The sequence below is a fragment of the Aquisalinus luteolus genome (assembly GCF_009712425.2).
GTDB lineage: Bacteria > Pseudomonadota > Alphaproteobacteria > Caulobacterales > Parvularculaceae > Aquisalinus > Aquisalinus luteolus.
On sequence record NZ_VCJR02000002.1, the window covers coordinates 1 to 17670 of the forward strand.

Here is a 17670-nt window from a genome sequence, read left to right on the forward strand (position 1 = left end):
GACACATGCACGCTGCCATTCGCATTCTCGTCAACATTCCAAAATTTGCCCTTGCATCGCGGAGGCCATCCACACATGCGCGGATTGGATGCCGCCAGCCAGTCGCCGCTGGACCGTTTGAAGTTAGCCCGTGGGAAAAATCACTTCTGATACAAGCCACTAGGTGATAGCATTACCAATGGTTGTGCCTCGACTAAGAACAAAAAGATGAATGAAGAGACCAAAATTGATGAGTTGCCACAAGTTTCGAGCTTGTTGACCGGCACTATACGGGGCGGGACGAAAATTACAGATGTCCATTTGAAAGAGTTAAGCACAGGCCTTGCCGTCGAAGACACAAGAACGAGCGTCAATTGCTATCGGCTCCCAATCGATAAACATGGTCGTGTCAGATTTAAGCCCTTGGCAGAATTTCTAAGAGAAAGAATTGTCGATTATGCCATCCCGCGGCGCCGTATTGATGAAGCGAAGAAGCATCTGAATGAGACAGGCTCCACTGCTCAATTATCAAAGCTCGAAAAAGAAGCGAAGAAGCTATTCACTTCGCTGAGCCAAAGTGGAGAAGGCGGCGAGCTTATGGTCTTCGCGTTTGCAGAGGCCGTTTTTGGTTTGTCACAGATCATATGCAAGATGAGCCTAAAGACATCTACTGAGATGCACTACCATGGCGCTGACGGTGTTTATGCAGAAGGCACCGATGATGGAGGCCTCAATGTGTATTGGGGAGAATCAAAGTTGTATGGTGACCCATCAGATGCGGTAAGAGATTGCCTCAAGTCTTTAGCACCTTTTCTTATTGATCCAGATGGAGACGATTCTGCGCGTTCTCAAGATGTTTTTCTGATCAATGAGTTTGCCAGCTTTGACGATCCAAAACTCACGGAAGGGCTAAAAAGATATTTTGATTTGGATGATCAAAAATCCTTATCGTTGCACCATTGTGGCATCGCATTAATTGGATTCGATACAACTTCTTATTTGAAGGACGGTGAAAACAGCGATGAATTGAAACTGGAGGCCGAACTAAATGAACAAATTCCAGCTTGGGTTAAGCAAATAAAAAACCGAGTCGGTAAAGAAAATATAGCCTCTTATGATATAAATTTCATCTGTGTACCAATGCGCACAGTCGAAGAATTCAGAAAATACTTTTTAAGCCTTTTGGAGAGCTAAGGTGGGTCTCGAAGTCATTCAAGAATGGTTGGTTGGACCAGATGGCATCAAGGAAGAGTTGGACCGTCTTAGGTTATGGTCAGCGGCCCTGAGTTTTGGTCCTGATACTATTCGGCATGACAATCTGACCTCTGAGCATGACTGGAAAAGGCTTTTGTTTGCGGCCAGCATTTTGGCACAAAGCGAAGATCGTGAAGCTCAAGAATACGCGTTAATGGTGGCGGAAGCCGCAATTTGCTTTTCAGAAGATCGAATCTTTCAAGACGCTGGCGGCTTAATTTTAACAAGGCTTTCTAATCATCGAGCAGTTCAGTTAGCGCAAGAACGTGAATTTTTAAAACCTAATCTTGAAAGTCGTACTGGAACTATAGAACAGCTCCTTCTCACGCGGAGACGACTGCAATCTGAAATCCTGCTGAATGAGAATGATTCTATCTTGGGAAATAGGTTTCAGAATGAGTTGTGGTCCAGTCTAGCGACTTCACATTGGCTCTCTGCTACTGCACCTACTGCCGCAGGAAAAACTTATGCTGTGTTGAACTGGCTCTTGCTTCAACATGCAACAGGAAAAGCAAAATCATCTGTATTTGTCGCCCCGACCCGGGCGCTGGTTTCAGAAGTTGAGCACCAGCTAAATCAACTCAAACTAAACCATGAGCTGAACAAACTCACTATTACCTCCCTTCCAATAAATGAGATTGATTCTGACGATAAGCCTTTCATCGCCGTTTTCACGCAAGAACGACTTCATATATTTTTGAACGCAAAACCACAGCCACATCCTTTTGACATCGCAATTATCGATGAAGCTCAAAAACTATCAGACGAGCGCAGAGGGGTAATCTTGCAGGATGCAATAGAAAGAGTTACTCGTGCTAATGAGCAGTGCAGACTCATTTTTTTGAGTCCTCATAGCGAGAATCCTGACGTTCTTTTGGAAGAAGCGCCTAGCGGAGTAACCACTGCAGTTGTTCCGAGCAATACCGCCACCGTCATGCAAAATGTTATGGTTGCGGAACAGGTACGTGGAAATACAAAAGAATGGACCCTCTCTCTTTCTACCAATGACGGATTTAAACCGCTCGGCGGATTCTCGCTGTTTGACCGGCCAACCTCTGTCAGGAAGAGAATGGCCTTCGTTGCTCTTGCGCTAGGCAAAGAGACTTCTGGCACTCTTATTTATGTTACCACGGCCGACTCAGCCGAGCGAGTTGCAGGCCTGATTTATGACGGACTGGCAGATGAAGAAATTAGTGACGACGAAGAACTAAATGATCTTTCTGAGTTCTGTGACAAAATTATCCATCCAAAATTTCAATTAGTACATCTCGTTAAGCGTGGAGTCGCTTTCCATTACGGCAATATGCCTTCGCTTCTGCGCGAGGAAATTGAACGGCTTTTCACTGCCGGCAAAATTCGTTTTTTGGTGTCTACTTCAACTCTCATCGAGGGAGTGAATTTGGCTTGTAGAACCATCATAATAAGAGGCCCCAAAAAGGGTATTGGCCGAGACATGTCTCCACAAGATTTTTGGAATTTAGCAGGACGTGCTGGCCGGTGGGGAGCCGACTTTTACGGGAATATTGTTTGTGTTGATGTTAGTAAACCGGCTGTTTGGCCACAAGGGTTACCCAATAAGACTGCATATCCTATTCGCCGTGAAACGGATCAGGTTATCGAGCAATTTGATGATCTTTCTGAATATCTTTCTCAGCGTACAGAAATGAAAACAGAAGCTGTAAACGGGAAGCTTGAGCATGTAGCCGCCTACTTAATGAGTTGGCAATATCGCGAAGGCTCTCTCAGAAACGCCCCTCCAGTAAAAAAACTAAGCGAAGATAGGGCTAATCAGCTCGAAGAGCTGATTAAGCCATCGCTCGAAGCAATTGAAATAAGCCAGGAGATCGTAGATGCGAACCCTGGAATTTCGATTGTAGCATTACAGCGTCTGTTAACATATTTCAGAGACTTCTCTGCTGACCCAAAGTTATTGCTCCCCATCCCTCCGGAAGATGAGGAATCTGTGAACCGATTTGTGTTCATATTTGATGTAATAAATTTAACCCTCGCCCCCGTCTTTGCGCCAGAACAACGCGTGTTGCCTTGTGCGCTAACAACTTGGGACTGGATGCGAGGCAAAACGCTGGGGCAGATGATAAAAGCCCGACTGAAACGTGAAAGAGCTAAACCTGAATACCAGTCAGACGAAGAGCTTCCTTATGCAAAATTTATTCGTGACACAATGGCTGCGGTTGAGGAAATAGCGAGATTCTTAGCGCCAAAGTATCTGGGTGCATATCTATCAGTGTTAAGACAAAACTTTCACGAAAGAGGAATTTCTGAAGAATTTCCTGATGATCTCACATATGATCTGTTCTTGGAATTCGGAGTAAGCACCCGGACATTGATTACGCTGATTAGCCTCGGCCTATCGCGCACAAGTTCAATCGAATTGAGTGACTACCTAGGGCGTACCGATTTAAATGAGATCGAGGTATTACAGAGACTAGAACGGGGAGAATGGGAATCTTTAGATTTACCTGCGTTAGTGAAGCGTGAAATTCGTCGTGTCATTGAGCAAAAAAAGCTCGAGAACTCAGCTGACTCTAATATGGAGCAAAACTGATGGCTAAAGGGAAAGTAGTAAAAATTGACGGTGTGCTTTTCGAGCGAAAAGGCGATGCAATGGCACACTTAAGAACAATGTTAAATAGCTATGAGCTTGAGCAACGGGTGTCAGAAAAAGACCAATCATTTTTGTTAGACGCAATTAGAAACCATCCCGAATCCGAAGAAAAGATTGGTTCTGGCATTGATCATTTTTTCGTCCGTAGGGCTGATTATGGGACGCGATGTTTTTGGATCCGACGGGTGGACGGTAGCGAAGAGCGTTTTTCATACAAGAGCTGCGTATGAGAATGACGCACTGATATGCTCGACGATTTTAAACCATACCAATTTTTATAGACCCGTATTTTACATAGGGGCTTTGCCCCTCGCGCGGGCAAGGCATCCAAACGTATCCACGCCTGACGGCGCGGAGCCTCGTTCGGAGCCTCCTTGCCCACGGCACACCCCATTCTTCGCCAGAATGGCAGAGGGTTGCAGGGCAACCCTTGCTTTTTATCTTTCAAGGCCGTGGCCACGGTCGCGCGATGATCTGACTTGCGGGCGTTGGCGAGGTTCGCGCAAACGCGCCAGGTATTCCCTCCGCTTGTCGGCCTGATCGTTGAAGACTTCCCTCGGCGCTCTCTTCTCCGGCGGCTTTTCCTGTTCGCGTTGCGGCTCTTTACCTTCCCGTCGATAGCGGGCCAGCTCCCGGTGAACTTCCGTCACCTCTTTCAGATGTTTGCGCCGTTCCATCTTGATCGGCACTTGCAGGGCATGCCGCTGGAATAGCTGCCGGGCGATCATGTCCGTGCGCTCTTTGCGGTCGCGCTGCATGGCGGCTTCGGCCTGCCGCTCATTTTCCTGCACGATTTTGGAGCGCTTGCCCGTCACCCGATCCCAAAGACCGAAGAAGCCGGAGCGCAGTTTCGCGGCCCTCTCCAGCACCTCCCGCTTGGCGCGGTCATCCTGCTGGCTTTGCAGGCTGGCGCGCTCAGCCCGATGCTTTTCAGTCACCTTGGTCTTTTGCGCGATTAGCGGCTCCATACGCTTTTTGGAGCGTTCATCCGCTTCACGCAGCCAGCCTTGAGCAACGGGAGTCATTTCCCGCGCCATAGTTTGCTTTGCCTGATCGACCGAAGGCAGCTCTTGCGGTTTGCCAAGTCGTGCCTCCAGCTCGGCTTTCTCGCCGATATAGCGCGACAGCGACAGCGCTTCGCCACCATAGGAGACAGCCACGAAGCCCCGGCGATCCCCCTTCGCGAGTTTCAGCCCGTGGTCCTGCAGCGCCGCCTCGAAACTCGCCCGGCTATCGGAGATCGCCCAGCAATCCTGCAGGACATGCTTCAGATCGCCCGCATGTTTGCCCATGCGCTTGGCCTGCTGCCATTGGTCCAGCGTGAAATTGCGCGGGTCGGCGTTCCCGCGCTCGATCAGGCCGCGCGGCATTTGCCAGCCATGCTCTCGGTATAACTCGCGGGAGACTTCCTGCAGCTTGCTCTTGGAATAGGAAAGCTGGATCGCCTTCATTTCCTCTGCATCGATCCGCGACCAGACCGCATGACAGTGACGGCGGCCTTCCTTTTCATGAAAGACGATGGCGCGGGGTTGGCCCGTCAGGCCGAGGCGTGTTTCGGCTTTGGTGACGGCCTGCTCGAATTGTTCATCGCTGACCGCCTTGCCTTCCGGCGGATTGAGCGAGAGCGAGAACAGGAATTGCCTGCAGCGCGTACCGCGTGAGATCGCTTGCACCTCGTTGAACGCCCCCGGCAGCGTGTCCGAGGCAAAGCCTGATATCTCATGCACATGGACATGCTCGTTTTCCGGCGACATGAGATGCCGGGCGAGGTCTTGCGCCCCGCCGCGTTGATTACCGACCAAGATCATAAATCAGCTTTGCGACTTGATACCGAGCGCCGCGATCAGCTCTTCGCGCATCCGGCGTATATCGGCACAGGCCGAAGCCAGTTCATCGGTCAGATCAGGCGTGACCGGGAGCGTGCCGAGATTGGCGGCTTTGGCGATCTGGTTGAGGTTGGAAGACAGACGCGATTGGCCGAGCAGAGCCAGCGCCTTGCCGATGGCGGCTTCATCCGAGCGGGGTTTACGATAGGAACGGCGCGGCGTTTCCTGATCGCCGAACACCTTCTCGCGCACATAGGCATTGACCGAGCGCTGCCCGGCCAGCTCTTTGAGCAAGGCCCGTTCATTTTCGGAAACGCGCAACGAGATCGGCGCAGGGCGTTTCTTCTTCGGCTTGGCGGCTTGATTGAAAGAATGGCAGGTCATGCGTCCGGCCCTCCATCGAGATCAAGTGCTTGAAGTTGGGTGTTCCAATCTGATAAAGTTTGGAAAAGGATGTTCGAAGGGAGTCCTTCGATCTCCGCCACTTTTGCAAGTGCGCGATGCTGCCCGCCAACCCATCGTGCGGGCTGCGAGTTCAGGCTATGAATTCTCCGCCAGCTTTTCCGGACGGCGCTAATCTGTCAGCTCGAGCGTGACGTCGAACGGCTCTTCCCTGTCAAGCAGGCGCAAATCTGCGTTCACTTTGCCCAACAGGACCAGACCAGGCGCGTGTCTGAAGTCACGATAAAATAGGGCAAGATTGCCCCATGGTGCGTAATAGGTGATGTCACCCGCTGATGGCTTGTAGCCGCTTGGCACACCACCTGTGTCCAGACGGCGCGGCAGGTCACTGACCTTCTCGATCCCCGCATAATCCTTCAGGGTGAGCGTTAGTGGCAATAGTGACGCAAAATCCTGCGCAGCTACATTGTCAGCAAGCGTCAGGGGCATTTTTTGCCCTGCCATTTTAAGAGATATCCCGATCATCTTACCCTCGCGATCAGTTTACAGACAATCACGAGGCGGTGCAAAGCCGCCCCGCGACCGCCTGGTTTACTTATTGAGGCTTGGCATAGACGGGGAAATCGCTTGCCTCGCCATAATCCTTGATCGGTTCAATCGTGCGCAGGGCCTCCATATCGCTTTCGGAGATCTCGAAGCCCACATCGGCATTGTTCTGCATGTGATCGGGATTGGCGGTTTTGGGCAGTGGCAGCAGGCCAAGCTGTAGCAGGTACCGTATACTGAGCTGTGGTACGCTGACATCATAGCGTGACGCGATCTCCTTGATCTTTTCATTGTCCAGGATCTCGCCGTGGCCCATCGGGGAATAGGCTTCGACGACCATATCCGCGCCCTTGCAGTGTTCGATCAGCTCGAAAGGCGTATTGCTGATGTGAGCCAGGATCTGGTTCGACATCGGCTTTATGCGCGCATTCTCTATCAGATTATCCACGTCCTGCTTCTGGAAGTTGGAGACCCCTATGGCCCGCAGCTTGCCAGCCTCACAGGCTTCCTCAAGCGCCTTCCAGGCAGCAAGGTTGCCCTCGAAGAACCGGTCATCGCTGCCGAACTTGTCCCAGGGTTGTGGGCTGTGGATGATCATGAGGTCGATGACATCGAGCCCCAGATTTTCCAGCGAGCCATCGATGGCTTCCTTCGCCTCCTCATAGGACTTGATGCCGGCATCGAGCTTGGTCGTGACGAACAGCTCTTCCCGGGCAATGCCGCTGTTGCGAATGCCGTCTCCTACACCACGCTCATTGCCATAGGCCTGTGCCGTGTCGATATGACGATAGCCAAGCGCTACGGCGGATTTCACCGCATCGGCAACCTTGTCATCCTCGATCATCCATGTGCCAAGGCCGAGCCGCGGAATCGCAACACCATTTGAAAATTTGTATGTATCTTGAATAATCATGTCAGTTTCCTTTCGGTAGTATTCTTCCGTCTATCGAAATTGTGCCCGATACGGATCTTATTTATCCGCTCCGAGATATTCCTCGTCGGTGACATGCTCCAGCCACTCGACATTCTTGCCGTCCAGCCTTTCCTGAAGGGCGATATGCGTCATCGACGCATCGGGTGTCGCGCCGTGCCAGTGCTTCTTGTCCTTTGGGCAAAGCATGATGTCGCCAGCATGGAATTCGATTTTTTCCTTGCCCTCCACCTGCGTCCAGCCGATACCTTCGGTGACGATCAATGTCTGACCTAACGGGTGCTTGTGCCATGCAGTTCGGGCGCCGGGCTCGAACGTTACGATGGCGCCGGTCAGGCGCGAGGGTTCTTCGCGGGAGAACATGCCCTTGATCGTCGCCTTGCCGGTGAAATTTTCCGCAGGACCTTCGACAGTTTCCTGCTCTTCCTTGCGTATGATTTTCATCATGCCATCTCCTTTTCGTCTTAGGTCTCGGCTGTCGCCTGACCTGATGGAGAGATAGGCGCTGCTTCCGCATGGCAATAGATCAATCCTTTGCGATTATTGCCTGATCCAGCACGATTGTCCCGGACGACGCACTGCAAGTTTCGATTTACCAGTAAGTTAGAGATACATTCTTTGCCTGATAGGCTTCAGATTTTGACTTTCAGAATGCCTCATCGGCCATTATGAAAGCATTTTCTTTTTGAGACGGTCGATACGCGCTTCTTGCCCGTTCCTGTGCCCGCGCGCTCCGCTCAACGTCCTTCCGCGACTTTCCGTTTGCGCCCTTCATTACCCGGGTATCCTGCCCTTCATGGCAAAATCAGGCGGCATTCGGGAATTGTCGGATGGATCTACGCGCCGCGCGAGGCGTTCTTCTCTTTTATCAGCGGTCACAAGGAGCTAAACTCGCTCGCTGCCATGGCCCCGATCGACCGGCTGGACTGGTCCCTCTTTATCCGCTGCCATTAACAGGATGTTGGTTAATCCCCGGCATACTCCCGGCACTTCTTGCCCGTATACCGGGTGCAGACCAGTGGGACAGCCATGTCGGCGACCAGGACGGCCACAAATTCCCCTGCCTCACCCGGCAGCCGGATCAGTTTCGACATCACCGATGGAGAGAACCGCCATCCGGTCTGGTTCGCCTCGCCCGATGTGCAGCTCGCCTCGCGGCCGGAGCTGGAATTCGTCACGTCTATCCTGCCCTGCATGAAAAAAGGCCGCGCCTATCGCGCGCCGCAGCCGCTCGACCCGCGCCTGCTGGCCAGTTTCGAACAGATTCAGGACCTGTACCTTGCCTGGATACCGGGCGTCACACGGCTGCCAGCCAAGGCCCTTGAAGCCGCAGAGCCGCGCGCCCGCACCGGCAAGAACCGTGTCGCCGCCTTCTTCTCCGGCGGCGTCGATTCCTTTTATACGCTGATGAAGCGGCGCGAGGAGATCACCGATCTCGTCTTCGTCCATGGCTTCGACATCAGGCTGGAAGATGAAAAGCTCTATCGCGAGACACTCGCCATGATCGAGAGGATCGCCCGCGAGACCGGCAAGAACCTGATCCGGCTTGAAACCAACATCCGCCCTGTGCTCGACAGCTATATCGGCTGGGACTACGGCCACGGGCCGTCACTCGCCGCCACCGCCTATCTGCTCTCCGACCAGTTCGACAAGGTCTACATCCCGTCCTCGCAGGATTACACGCATCTTTTCGCCTTCGGCTCGCACCCGCTGCTCGACCCGCTCTGGAGCCTGTCCGATCTTGATATCGTCAATGACGGTGCAGAGGCCCGCCGCATCCGCAAGGTCGAGGCGATCGCCCGCCACCAGATCGTGCTGGACACGCTGCGCGTCTGCTGGATGAACCCGGACAGCGCCTATAATTGCTGCCGCTGCGAAAAGTGCCACCGCACCATGATTGCCCTGAAAGTCGCTGGCGCCCTCGACAAGTGCCGCACCTTCCCGGAACCCTTGCGCAACGAGAACATCCGCGCCCTGAAAATCGTCGCGACCAACACCCGCTCCTTCATGACCGAGAGCATGCGTGAGGCAGAAAGGCGCGGGCTGGAACCGGCCTTTATCAAGGCCATGGGCGATGCCCTGAAGGGACAGACGAAACCGCAGCGCTTCGTCAACAATATGCGCCGCGCAATCAGCCAGCCGCGGCGCGCCATGGCGAAAATCCGCCGCAAAATCGGCCTCTAGCCCTACCATTCCTGCCTGACCTGGGGCATGCTTCTCCCATAAGGATAGCCGGACCAAACCGGCCGGGAGGAACAGGGTATGACCGCACCAAGCGGCGATCACGACGTCATCGTCATCGGCTCGGGTGCCGGTGGTGGCATGGCCGCATGGCGGCTCGCCGATGCGGGCGTAAAAGTGCTGATGCTCGAGGCCGGACGGGACTACGATCCCTACACCGAAACCCCGATGTTCAACTGGGGCCGCGAGGCGCCCCTACTCGGCGGCGGCACCCCGGAAAAGAATTTCGGCTATTACCTCGCCTCCATCGGCGGCTGGACCCTGCCGGGAGAGCCCTATGTCAGCGCCGAGGGCAACGAGTTCATGTGGTGGCGCTCGCGCATGCTGGGCGGGCGCACCAATCACTGGGCGCGCAATTCCTTCCGCATGGGACCGCATGATTTCAGGCCATATTCGCGCGACGGTCTCGGCGCCGACTGGCCGGTCAGCTATGACGAGATGGCGCCCTATTTCGACCGGGTCGAGAAGCTGATCGGCGTCTATGGCGCCAATGACGGGCTGGAGAACCACCCGGATTCTGGCCCCGGCGTGCTGCACGAGCCGCCCAAACCGCGCATCAACGAACTGGCGATCAAGGCTGCCGCCAACGATCTCGGCATCCCCTGCGTCGCCTCCCGCCGGGCCGTATTGACCAAGAACATGGGCGACCGGCAGGCCTGCTTCAACGCGACCAATTGCGGTCGCGGCTGCAATATCGGCGCAGCCTTCCAGTCGACAACCTCGCTGATCCCGTGGGCACGCGCGACCGGCAACCTCGAAATCCTGACCAATGCCATGGTCTATGAAGTCGAGACCGACCGTTCCGGCAAGGCGACGGGCGTGCACTATATCGACAAGACAAGCGGCGAGCACAAATTCATCGCCGCCCGCGTGGTCGTGCTGGCAGCGAGCGCCTGCGAAAGCGCGCGCATTCTCCTGAACTCGAAGAATGCCCAGCACCCGGACGGTGTCTCCAACTCCTCCGGCCAGGTCGGGCGAAACCTGATGGACACGGTCGGCGCCAGCGTCGGCGCACAGATACCAGCGCTGGAAAACCGCCCGCGCTACAATGAAGACGGCACGATGGGCCTGCACCTCTACATTCCCTTCTGGGACTATCAGCGACAGGCGGCGGGGCAACTCGACTTCCCGCGCGGCTATCATGTCGAAATCGGCGGCACCTTTGGTGAACCCGGCATCGGCATGGGCGGGGCCAGCTGGCAGGTCGATGGCTATGGCCCACAGGTGAAGGAAGACGTGCGCCGTTATTATGGCAGCTTCATTCACTTCTCCCAGCGTGGCGAGATGATCCCGAACGAGAACTGCTATGCCGAACTCGACCCGGAACAGGTTGACGATTACGGTATTCCCATCCTGCGCTTCCATTATCGGCATACGGAGCATGAGATCAACCAGACCGCCCATTTCCAGCAGAACATGCTGGAGATCATCGACCGGCTGGGCGGCACGCCGACCTATGGCGCGGACAGCGCCCCCCGGGACATGATGGCCAAGGGTGGCCAGATCATTCACGAGGTCGGCACGGCACGCATGGGCGACGACCCGGCGACCTCCGTGCTCAATGCCTCGGGCCAGAGCTGGGACGTGCCGAATTTGTGGGTCATGGACGGTGCCGCCTTTGCCTCCAAGGCGCACAAGAACCCGACCCTGACGATCATGGCGCTTGCCGATCGCAGCTGCGACCACCTGATCGAGAAGATGCGCGCGAGGGAAATCTGATGAGCTACACCCAAAAGATCAGCCGCCGCACGACCCTGAAATGGCTTGCCGGGACCATGGGCGTAGCCGCCACCGCTGCCTGCGGGCCGGAACATACGAGCCCCGAACAGGACTATGCCGAGCGCATGGCCAAGCGGAAGACCCTGACACCGGCACAGCCCGTTTCCGGCACGACCTATGGCTACGACCCGGCGCAGATCGAGCCGGTCCTGACATGGGAAAAGACCATGAGCCAGGACCAGCTTAACGTCGCTGCGCGCCTGTCGGACCTGATCCTGCCGGCCGATGACCGCTCCCCGGCGGCCAGCGCTGTCGGCGTGCCGGACTTCATCGATGAATGGGTCAGCGCCCCTTACGAGAACCAGCAATATGACCGCGAGCGTTTCTTTGCCCTGTTCGACTGGCTGGAGGTGGAAGCGCAAAAGCGCTTCGACACCGGCTTTGCCGAGGCGAGCGATGATCAGCAAAAGCAGATTCTCGACCAGATTGCCTGGCAGGGACGCGTCGGCGAAGGGCTGGGCGACATGGCCGCAAGTTTCCGGTCTTTCCGCAATATCGCCATTGGGGCGTTCTTCGCCTCTGAGGCTGGTGTTGAGGATATCGGCTATCTCGGCAACAAGCCCGTCATCGGCCCCTATCCCGGACCGTCGCCGGAAGCGATAGAGCACCTTCGCGGTGTACTGACGAGCATGGGTCTTGAGATGCCCGAGGCACGATACCTGCCGTGAGCAGGTGCAGCACGGGTCCTGCTTGATAGCGGTGTCAGAGTGCCGTAGCTTGGCAAAAACTGATTGAAAACTGGAGGATTAATGGCTGAGAAAATACGCATGGGCATGGTCGGTGGCGGCAAGGGCGCTTTCATTGGCGCAATCCACCGCCTCGCTGCAAATATTGCGGGCGATATCGACCTGGTCGCCGGGGCGTTCAGCCGCGACGCGGCGGCCTCGAAGGAATTCGGCGTCAATGAGCTGGGTCTCGACGGCGCGCGCGCCTATGGCAGCTATCAGGAAATGTTCGACGCGGAGAACGCCCTGCCGGAAGACCAGCGGATCCAGTGCGTCTCCATCGTTACGCCGAACGACACCCATGCGCCGGTTTCCATCGCCGCGCTGGAAGCCGGCTTCCACGTTATTTGCGACAAGCCACTCGCCGGCACGCTGGATGACGCGCTCGCCATCGAAGCGGCAGTGAAGAAATCCGGCAAGCTGTTCGGCCTGACCCAGACCTATACCGGCTATCCCCTCGTTATGCAGGCCCGTGCCATGGTCGCAAGCGGCGAGATCGGCAGTATACGGCGCGTCGCCGTCTCCTATCTTCAGGACTGGCTGTCCAAGGCCGAGGACACAGGCTCTTCCAAGCAGTCTTCCTGGCGCACGGACCCCTCCCGCTCAGGCGAGTCCGGAGCCTTTGCCGATATCGGCACCCACGCCTTCAACCTCGTCGAATACATGACCGGCGAGCGCATCACCGATGTCGCCGCAGAGCTGCGCTCAGTGATTGAAGGCCGGGCGATCGACGATGACGGCCAGGCGATGTTCCGCCTGTCTGGCGGCGGCTCCGGTCTTCTGTCTGCCAGTCAGGTCTGTTCCGGTGCGATCAACGCGCTGAAGATCGAGATCTATGGCGACAAGGCGAGCCTGCACTGGCAGCAGGAACAGCCGAACGAGCTGATCGTGAAGACCCGAGGCAAGCCGGAACAGATCCTGCGTCCCGGCGCCAATATGCCGTTCCTGACCGACCGGGCGCTCGCCAATTGCCGCACGCCGGGCGGCCACCCGGAAGGCTATATCGAGGCCTTTGCCAATATCTATGGCGCCTTCGCCTCCGCCGTGAAGAAATTTCCCGACACGGAGCCAGAGCCGGGCTTTACCACTATCGAGGATGGCATTGCCACGATGCGCTTCATCCGCGCTGCAGTGAATTCCAGCAACAACAAATCCGCCTGGACAGCCCTGTCCGGTGTCGAGAATAGCTAATACAGGAGAGACATCATGAAAGGTCCCGCCATTTTCCTTGCCCAGTTCATGGGCGACGAACCACCCTTCAACGATCTCGACACGATCACCAAATGGGCCGCCGGCCATGGCTACAAGGGCGTACAGCTACCCTCCGATGATCCGCGCCTGTTCGACCTGGAAAAGGCCGCCGAGAGCAAGGATTACTGCGACGAGATCGCCGGCATCTGCGAGGGCAATGGCGTCGAGATCACCGAGCTGTCGACCCATTTGCAGGGCCAGCTCGTCGCCGTTCATCCGGCCTATACGGAAATGTTCGACGCCTTCGCGCCGGAACAGGTCCATGGCAACATGGAAGCGCGCACCGACTGGGCGATCGAGCAGTGCAAGATGGCCGCGAAGGCCAGCCGCAATTTCGGCCTGACGTCGCATGCGACCTTCTCCGGCGCCCTCCTGTGGCACACCATGTATCCGTGGCCGCAGCGCCCGGCAGGCCTGGTTGAGGAAGGCTTTGCCGAGCTTGCCCGCCGCTGGAAACCGATCCTCGATGTGTTCGAAGACAATGGCGTCGCCGCCTGCTACGAACTGCACCCGGGCGAGGACCTGCATGACGGGATTACCTTCGAGCGCTTCCTGGATGCCGTCGACGATCATCCGGCTGCGAACATTCTCTACGACCCCAGCCACTTCGTGCTGCAGCAGCTCGACTACCTCCAGTTCATCGATTTCTACCACGACCGCATCAAGGCCTTCCACGTCAAGGACGCGGAGTTCAACCCGACCGGCAAGTCCGGCGTCTATGGCGGTTATCAGGGCTGGGTCGAGCGCCCGGGCCGGTTCCGCTCGCTCGGCGACGGCCAGATCGATTTCAGCGCCATCTTTTCCAAGATGACGCAGTATGGCTTTGATGGCTGGGCAGTGCTGGAATGGGAATGCGCGCTGAAGCACCCGGAACAGGGTGCCGCCGAGGGCGCGCCGTTCATCGCCGCGCACATGATCACCCGCACCGAGAAAGCCTTCGACGATTTCGCCGGGGCGGACAGCGACGCAGCGCGCAACCGGCGCATTCTCGGTCTCGATTGAGGAAACAACACCTCCCTGTCCCGGCAACCGGGACGGGGGTACTCTGACAACAACACCCGCCGGCAAAAAGATCAAAAGGGCGGCTTGAGGGAGGATTAAATGAATACAGCATCAGCCACCGTGGGCGGCGCAACGCCATCCATCAATCGCAACCGCCTGTTCATCATGGCGTGCCTGTCGCTGATCGTGACGTCGATGACGTTCTCTATCCGCGCCGGCGTCCTGAACCAGCTCGGTGGCGAATTCGCCCTGAGCGACACCCAGCTCGGCTGGATGAACTCCATGGCGTTTCTTGGCTTCCCCGTCGCGATGATGATCGGCGGGCTCGTCTATAACCAGGTCGGTGCAAAAAACCTGATGATCATTGCCTTTATCGGCCACCTTCTGGGGCTGGTACTGACCATCCTCGCCACGGGGTTCTGGGGGCTGATCATTTCAACCTTCTTCATCGGCTTTGCCAATGGCTCGGTCGAGGCTGCCTGTAACCCGATGATCGCCGACATGTATCACAGGAACAAGACAGCGATGCTGAACCGCTTCCATGTCTGGTTCCCGGGCGGCATCGTCATCGGCGCGCTGGTGTCACAGGGCATGACCTCTGTCGGCCTTGGCTGGCAGCTGCAGGTCGCGACCATGCTGATCCCGACCGCCATCTACGGCTACATGGTCTTTACAGAGACATTCCCCAAATCGGAGAACATCGAAAGCTCCACGGCCACGAACATCAAGGGCCTTCTCAGCCCGCTGTTCTTCGTCATGATCATCCTGATGACCATGACGGCGACGACGGAGCTTGGCACCGGCCAGTGGATCGAGCGCATTCTCGCCGGTTCCGGTGCTTCCGGCCTGATGGTGCTGGCCCTGACCGCTGGCCTCATGGCAGTCGGGCGCTATTTCGCCGGGCCGATCGTTCACCGCTTCAACCCGGTGGGCGTTCTGCTTGGTTCTGCGATCTTCTCCGCGCTCGGCCTGTTCCTCTTCACCCAGACATCGGGCGCGATGGTCTATCTCGCAGCGATCGTCTTCGCACTGGGCGTGACCTATTTCTGGCCGACCATGATCGGCTTTGTCGGCGAGTACCTGCCGAAGACGGGTGCGCTCGGCATGTCCCTGATGGGTGGTGCCGGCATGTTCGGCGTATCGATCTGGAACCCGGTCATCGGCGGCTGGCTCGACAGCGCACGCGAGGCGGCAACGTCCAGCGGCCTTGATGCAGCAGCTGCGGAGATCGCTGCGGGCCAGGCCGTCATCAGCCGGCTGATGGTCTTCCCGATCCTGCTGATCGTCGCCTTCGCGATCCTCTATTTCATGCGCCTGAAACGGCCTGACGAGGACACTGCAGAAACTGTCGTGCATGAAGGCGCGACGGTTACATCCGCCGCTGCGGAACCGGATGATCCCACACGCCCGGTTTAACGCAGGTCATCCAGAACAGCAAAAGGGCCGGTCAGCGCGACCGGCCCTTTTCTTTTGCGTCCTGATCCTGAGCTGGTTACGCAGCAGCCCATGAAGGATTTATTCAGGCCGGTCGTCGCGGTCGATCCGGTAGCTGACGAAAGCCACCTTGGTGGAATCCGGTGACCAGGACGGCACATTGATCGTGCCCTGCCCGCCGAACAGTTTCGCGACGATCCGGGGCGGTTCAGACCCGTCCGTCGGCATCATCCGCAGCCAGACATCACGGTTCGGCGGATGGTCGCCAAGGTCCACGTCGAGGCCGAAGGACACCATGATGATATTCTCGCCATCGGGCGACGGATGCGGGAACCAGTCGCGATAGTTACCATCGAAGGTCACCTGCGTCGGCTCGCTGCCATCGGGCCGCACCTTCCAGATCTGCATCGCGCCGGAGCGGGTCGAGTTGAACCAGACCCACTCCCCATCGGGTGAGAAATCCGCGCCGTCATCGAGCCCATCGGAATCCGTCAGCCGGAACTCCGCCCCACCGGACAGGCGCTTGGCCCAGAGGTTATAGGCCGGCGAGACCTCAGGCCGCTGGGCGGTATAGACGATCATGTCGCCATCGGGCGACCAGCCATGCCAGTAGGATGGCGCCGAGGGGTGCGAAACGACCTCGCGCGGAGTGTCCGATCCCTCGATGGGCAGGATATAGATGCGCGACTGGTTGTCCTCCGCCGACTGGTCGGAGATGATCAGCTGCGTGCCATCCGGCGAAATGCCGTGATCGTTGTTATTGTTGATATACGGACCGGTATTGATCTCGACCGGCCCGCCGCCTTCGACCGGGATACGATAGATCTTCCCACCGGCATTATAGACGAGGAAGGAGCCATCGCGCGACCAGTTCGGTGCCTCGAACTTGTCCTCGCTCACATGCACGACGCGGCGGTTGCCGCTCGTCACATCCAGAATTTCCAGCGTTGAATCCACGGTGGCAGCATAGCCGGTCTCGGTCACCGGCGCGAGGTCCATGGGCGTGATCTCGACATTGGAAAAACGCGCCGTCTCGACGACGTCATTATTGTGTGCGCTGACGGCAAGACCGACATGGAACGGCTCGGCGAAAGCCAGCCGGTAATTGCCGCCGGTGATCCAGTCGCCACCTTCCTCCCGGACGGACATGTAGACATAGTCGCCTTCCTTCTCCAGCCGCACGCTGTCGGCCCCGGTGATGGAAGCGACGATCTCCTGTGTCTCACCGCCTGGCATGGCGCGATACTGCATGGACGTCAGCCCGTCACCATGAACCACAATGTCAGCATAAGGTGCATCGGGTGCTGTCCCGGCGCGGATCATCACACCCGCCTTGCGGTGCGGGTCGACGCCCTCGCCCACGAAATCGACATCGGCGGCGATCATCACATCGCCGCTCATCTGCGTCCAGATATAGTGGAACTGGTCGTCCACCCCCCACATATTCGTGCCGCTGGCGGATATCTCGTAGACACCGACAGCGGGATCATAGGCAACAGAGCCTGCCGCGCCGACATCACCGATATCGGCATGGCTGTCGAACTGCCCGATATCCTGAACCTCGCCCACGTCCTGATCCGCCTGCTCGACAGGGGCGGAACAGGCACCGGCCAGCAACCCCAAGGCACTGGCCGACAGCAGCAGCCTCACCAGATGTCCCCTCATCACCCCCTG

15 protein-coding genes are annotated in these 17670 nt (G+C 57.0%); 9 read left to right on the forward strand and 6 right to left on the reverse strand.

The features are described from left to right. The first annotated feature begins 207 nt into the window (after positions 1-207). From FF098_RS08415 to FF098_RS08425, 3 genes are read left to right on the forward strand one after another with little or no spacing between them, the layout of a single operon-like run. Positions 208-1173, forward strand: coding sequence for a HamA C-terminal domain-containing protein (locus FF098_RS08415; RefSeq protein ID WP_155139518.1), 966 nt, complete (start codon positions 208-210; stop codon positions 1171-1173). Position 1174: 1 nt separating this feature from the next. Continuing rightward, a complete protein-coding gene (locus FF098_RS08420; protein WP_155139520.1) occupies positions 1175-3799 on the forward strand; it encodes a DEAD/DEAH box helicase in 2625 nt (874 codons plus the stop codon). Continuing rightward, positions 3799-4089, forward strand: coding sequence for a DCL family protein (locus FF098_RS08425; protein WP_155139521.1), 291 nt, complete (start codon positions 3799-3801; stop codon positions 4087-4089). Before FF098_RS08420 ends, FF098_RS08425 begins: the two co-directional genes overlap by 1 nt. 207 nt (positions 4090-4296) lie before the next feature. Here FF098_RS08425 and FF098_RS08430 read toward each other — a convergent pair whose 3' ends face one another. The 5 genes from FF098_RS08430 to FF098_RS08450 form a co-directional block, all read right to left on the reverse strand. Further along, a complete protein-coding gene (locus FF098_RS08430) occupies positions 4297-5667 on the reverse strand; it encodes a relaxase/mobilization nuclease domain-containing protein (protein WP_155139522.1) in 1371 nt (456 codons plus the stop codon). A 3-nt stretch (positions 5668-5670) separates the two neighbouring features. Then, positions 5671-6069: a hypothetical protein gene (locus FF098_RS08435; RefSeq protein WP_155139523.1), complete on the reverse strand. Its 399-nt coding sequence runs from the start codon at positions 6067-6069 to the stop codon at positions 5671-5673. Between the two features lie 189 nt (positions 6070-6258). After that, positions 6259-6612: a cyclophilin-like fold protein gene (locus FF098_RS08440; RefSeq protein WP_155139524.1), complete on the reverse strand. Its 354-nt coding sequence runs from the start codon at positions 6610-6612 to the stop codon at positions 6259-6261. Between the two features lie 70 nt (positions 6613-6682). Continuing rightward, the gene (locus FF098_RS08445) at positions 6683-7546 is read right to left on the reverse strand and encodes an aldo/keto reductase (RefSeq protein ID WP_155139525.1); all 864 of its coding nucleotides are present in this window, start codon (positions 7544-7546) and stop codon (positions 6683-6685) included. Between the two features lie 57 nt (positions 7547-7603). Continuing rightward, on the reverse strand, positions 7604-8008 hold the full coding sequence (locus FF098_RS08450; RefSeq protein WP_155141277.1) for a (R)-mandelonitrile lyase: 405 nt from the start codon (positions 8006-8008) through the stop codon (positions 7604-7606). A gap of 585 nt (positions 8009-8593) precedes the next feature. On the opposite strand from FF098_RS08450, the gene FF098_RS08455 reads away from it, so the two are divergent. The 6 genes from FF098_RS08455 to FF098_RS08480 all read left to right on the forward strand — a co-directional run bounded on the left by FF098_RS08455 (position 8594) and on the right by FF098_RS08480 (position 15978). Continuing rightward, positions 8594-9748, forward strand: a complete 1155-nt coding sequence (locus FF098_RS08455) for an adenine nucleotide alpha hydrolase family protein (RefSeq protein WP_155139526.1) — start codon at positions 8594-8596, stop codon at positions 9746-9748. A gap of 78 nt (positions 9749-9826) precedes the next feature. Next, entirely contained in the window at positions 9827-11524 is a 1698-nt protein-coding gene (locus FF098_RS08460) for a GMC family oxidoreductase (protein WP_155139527.1), read from the forward strand. After that, entirely contained in the window at positions 11524-12252 is a 729-nt protein-coding gene (locus tag FF098_RS08465; protein WP_155141279.1) for a gluconate 2-dehydrogenase subunit 3 family protein, read from the forward strand. Before FF098_RS08460 ends, FF098_RS08465 begins: the two co-directional genes overlap by 1 nt. An 81-nt stretch (positions 12253-12333) precedes the next feature. Continuing rightward, a complete protein-coding gene (locus tag FF098_RS08470) occupies positions 12334-13500 on the forward strand; it encodes a Gfo/Idh/MocA family protein (RefSeq protein WP_155139529.1) in 1167 nt (388 codons plus the stop codon). Between the two features lie 15 nt (positions 13501-13515). Then, positions 13516-14562, forward strand: coding sequence for a sugar phosphate isomerase/epimerase family protein (locus FF098_RS08475; protein ID WP_155139532.1), 1047 nt, complete (start codon positions 13516-13518; stop codon positions 14560-14562). Between the two features lie 99 nt (positions 14563-14661). Then, positions 14662-15978, forward strand: coding sequence for an MFS transporter (locus tag FF098_RS08480; RefSeq protein ID WP_155139534.1), 1317 nt, complete (start codon positions 14662-14664; stop codon positions 15976-15978). A 99-nt stretch (positions 15979-16077) separates the two neighbouring features. Here FF098_RS08480 and FF098_RS08485 read toward each other — a convergent pair whose 3' ends face one another. After that, the gene (locus FF098_RS08485; protein ID WP_166426431.1) at positions 16078-17646 is read right to left on the reverse strand and encodes a TolB family protein; all 1569 of its coding nucleotides are present in this window, start codon (positions 17644-17646) and stop codon (positions 16078-16080) included. Positions 17647-17670: the final 24 nt, after the last annotated feature.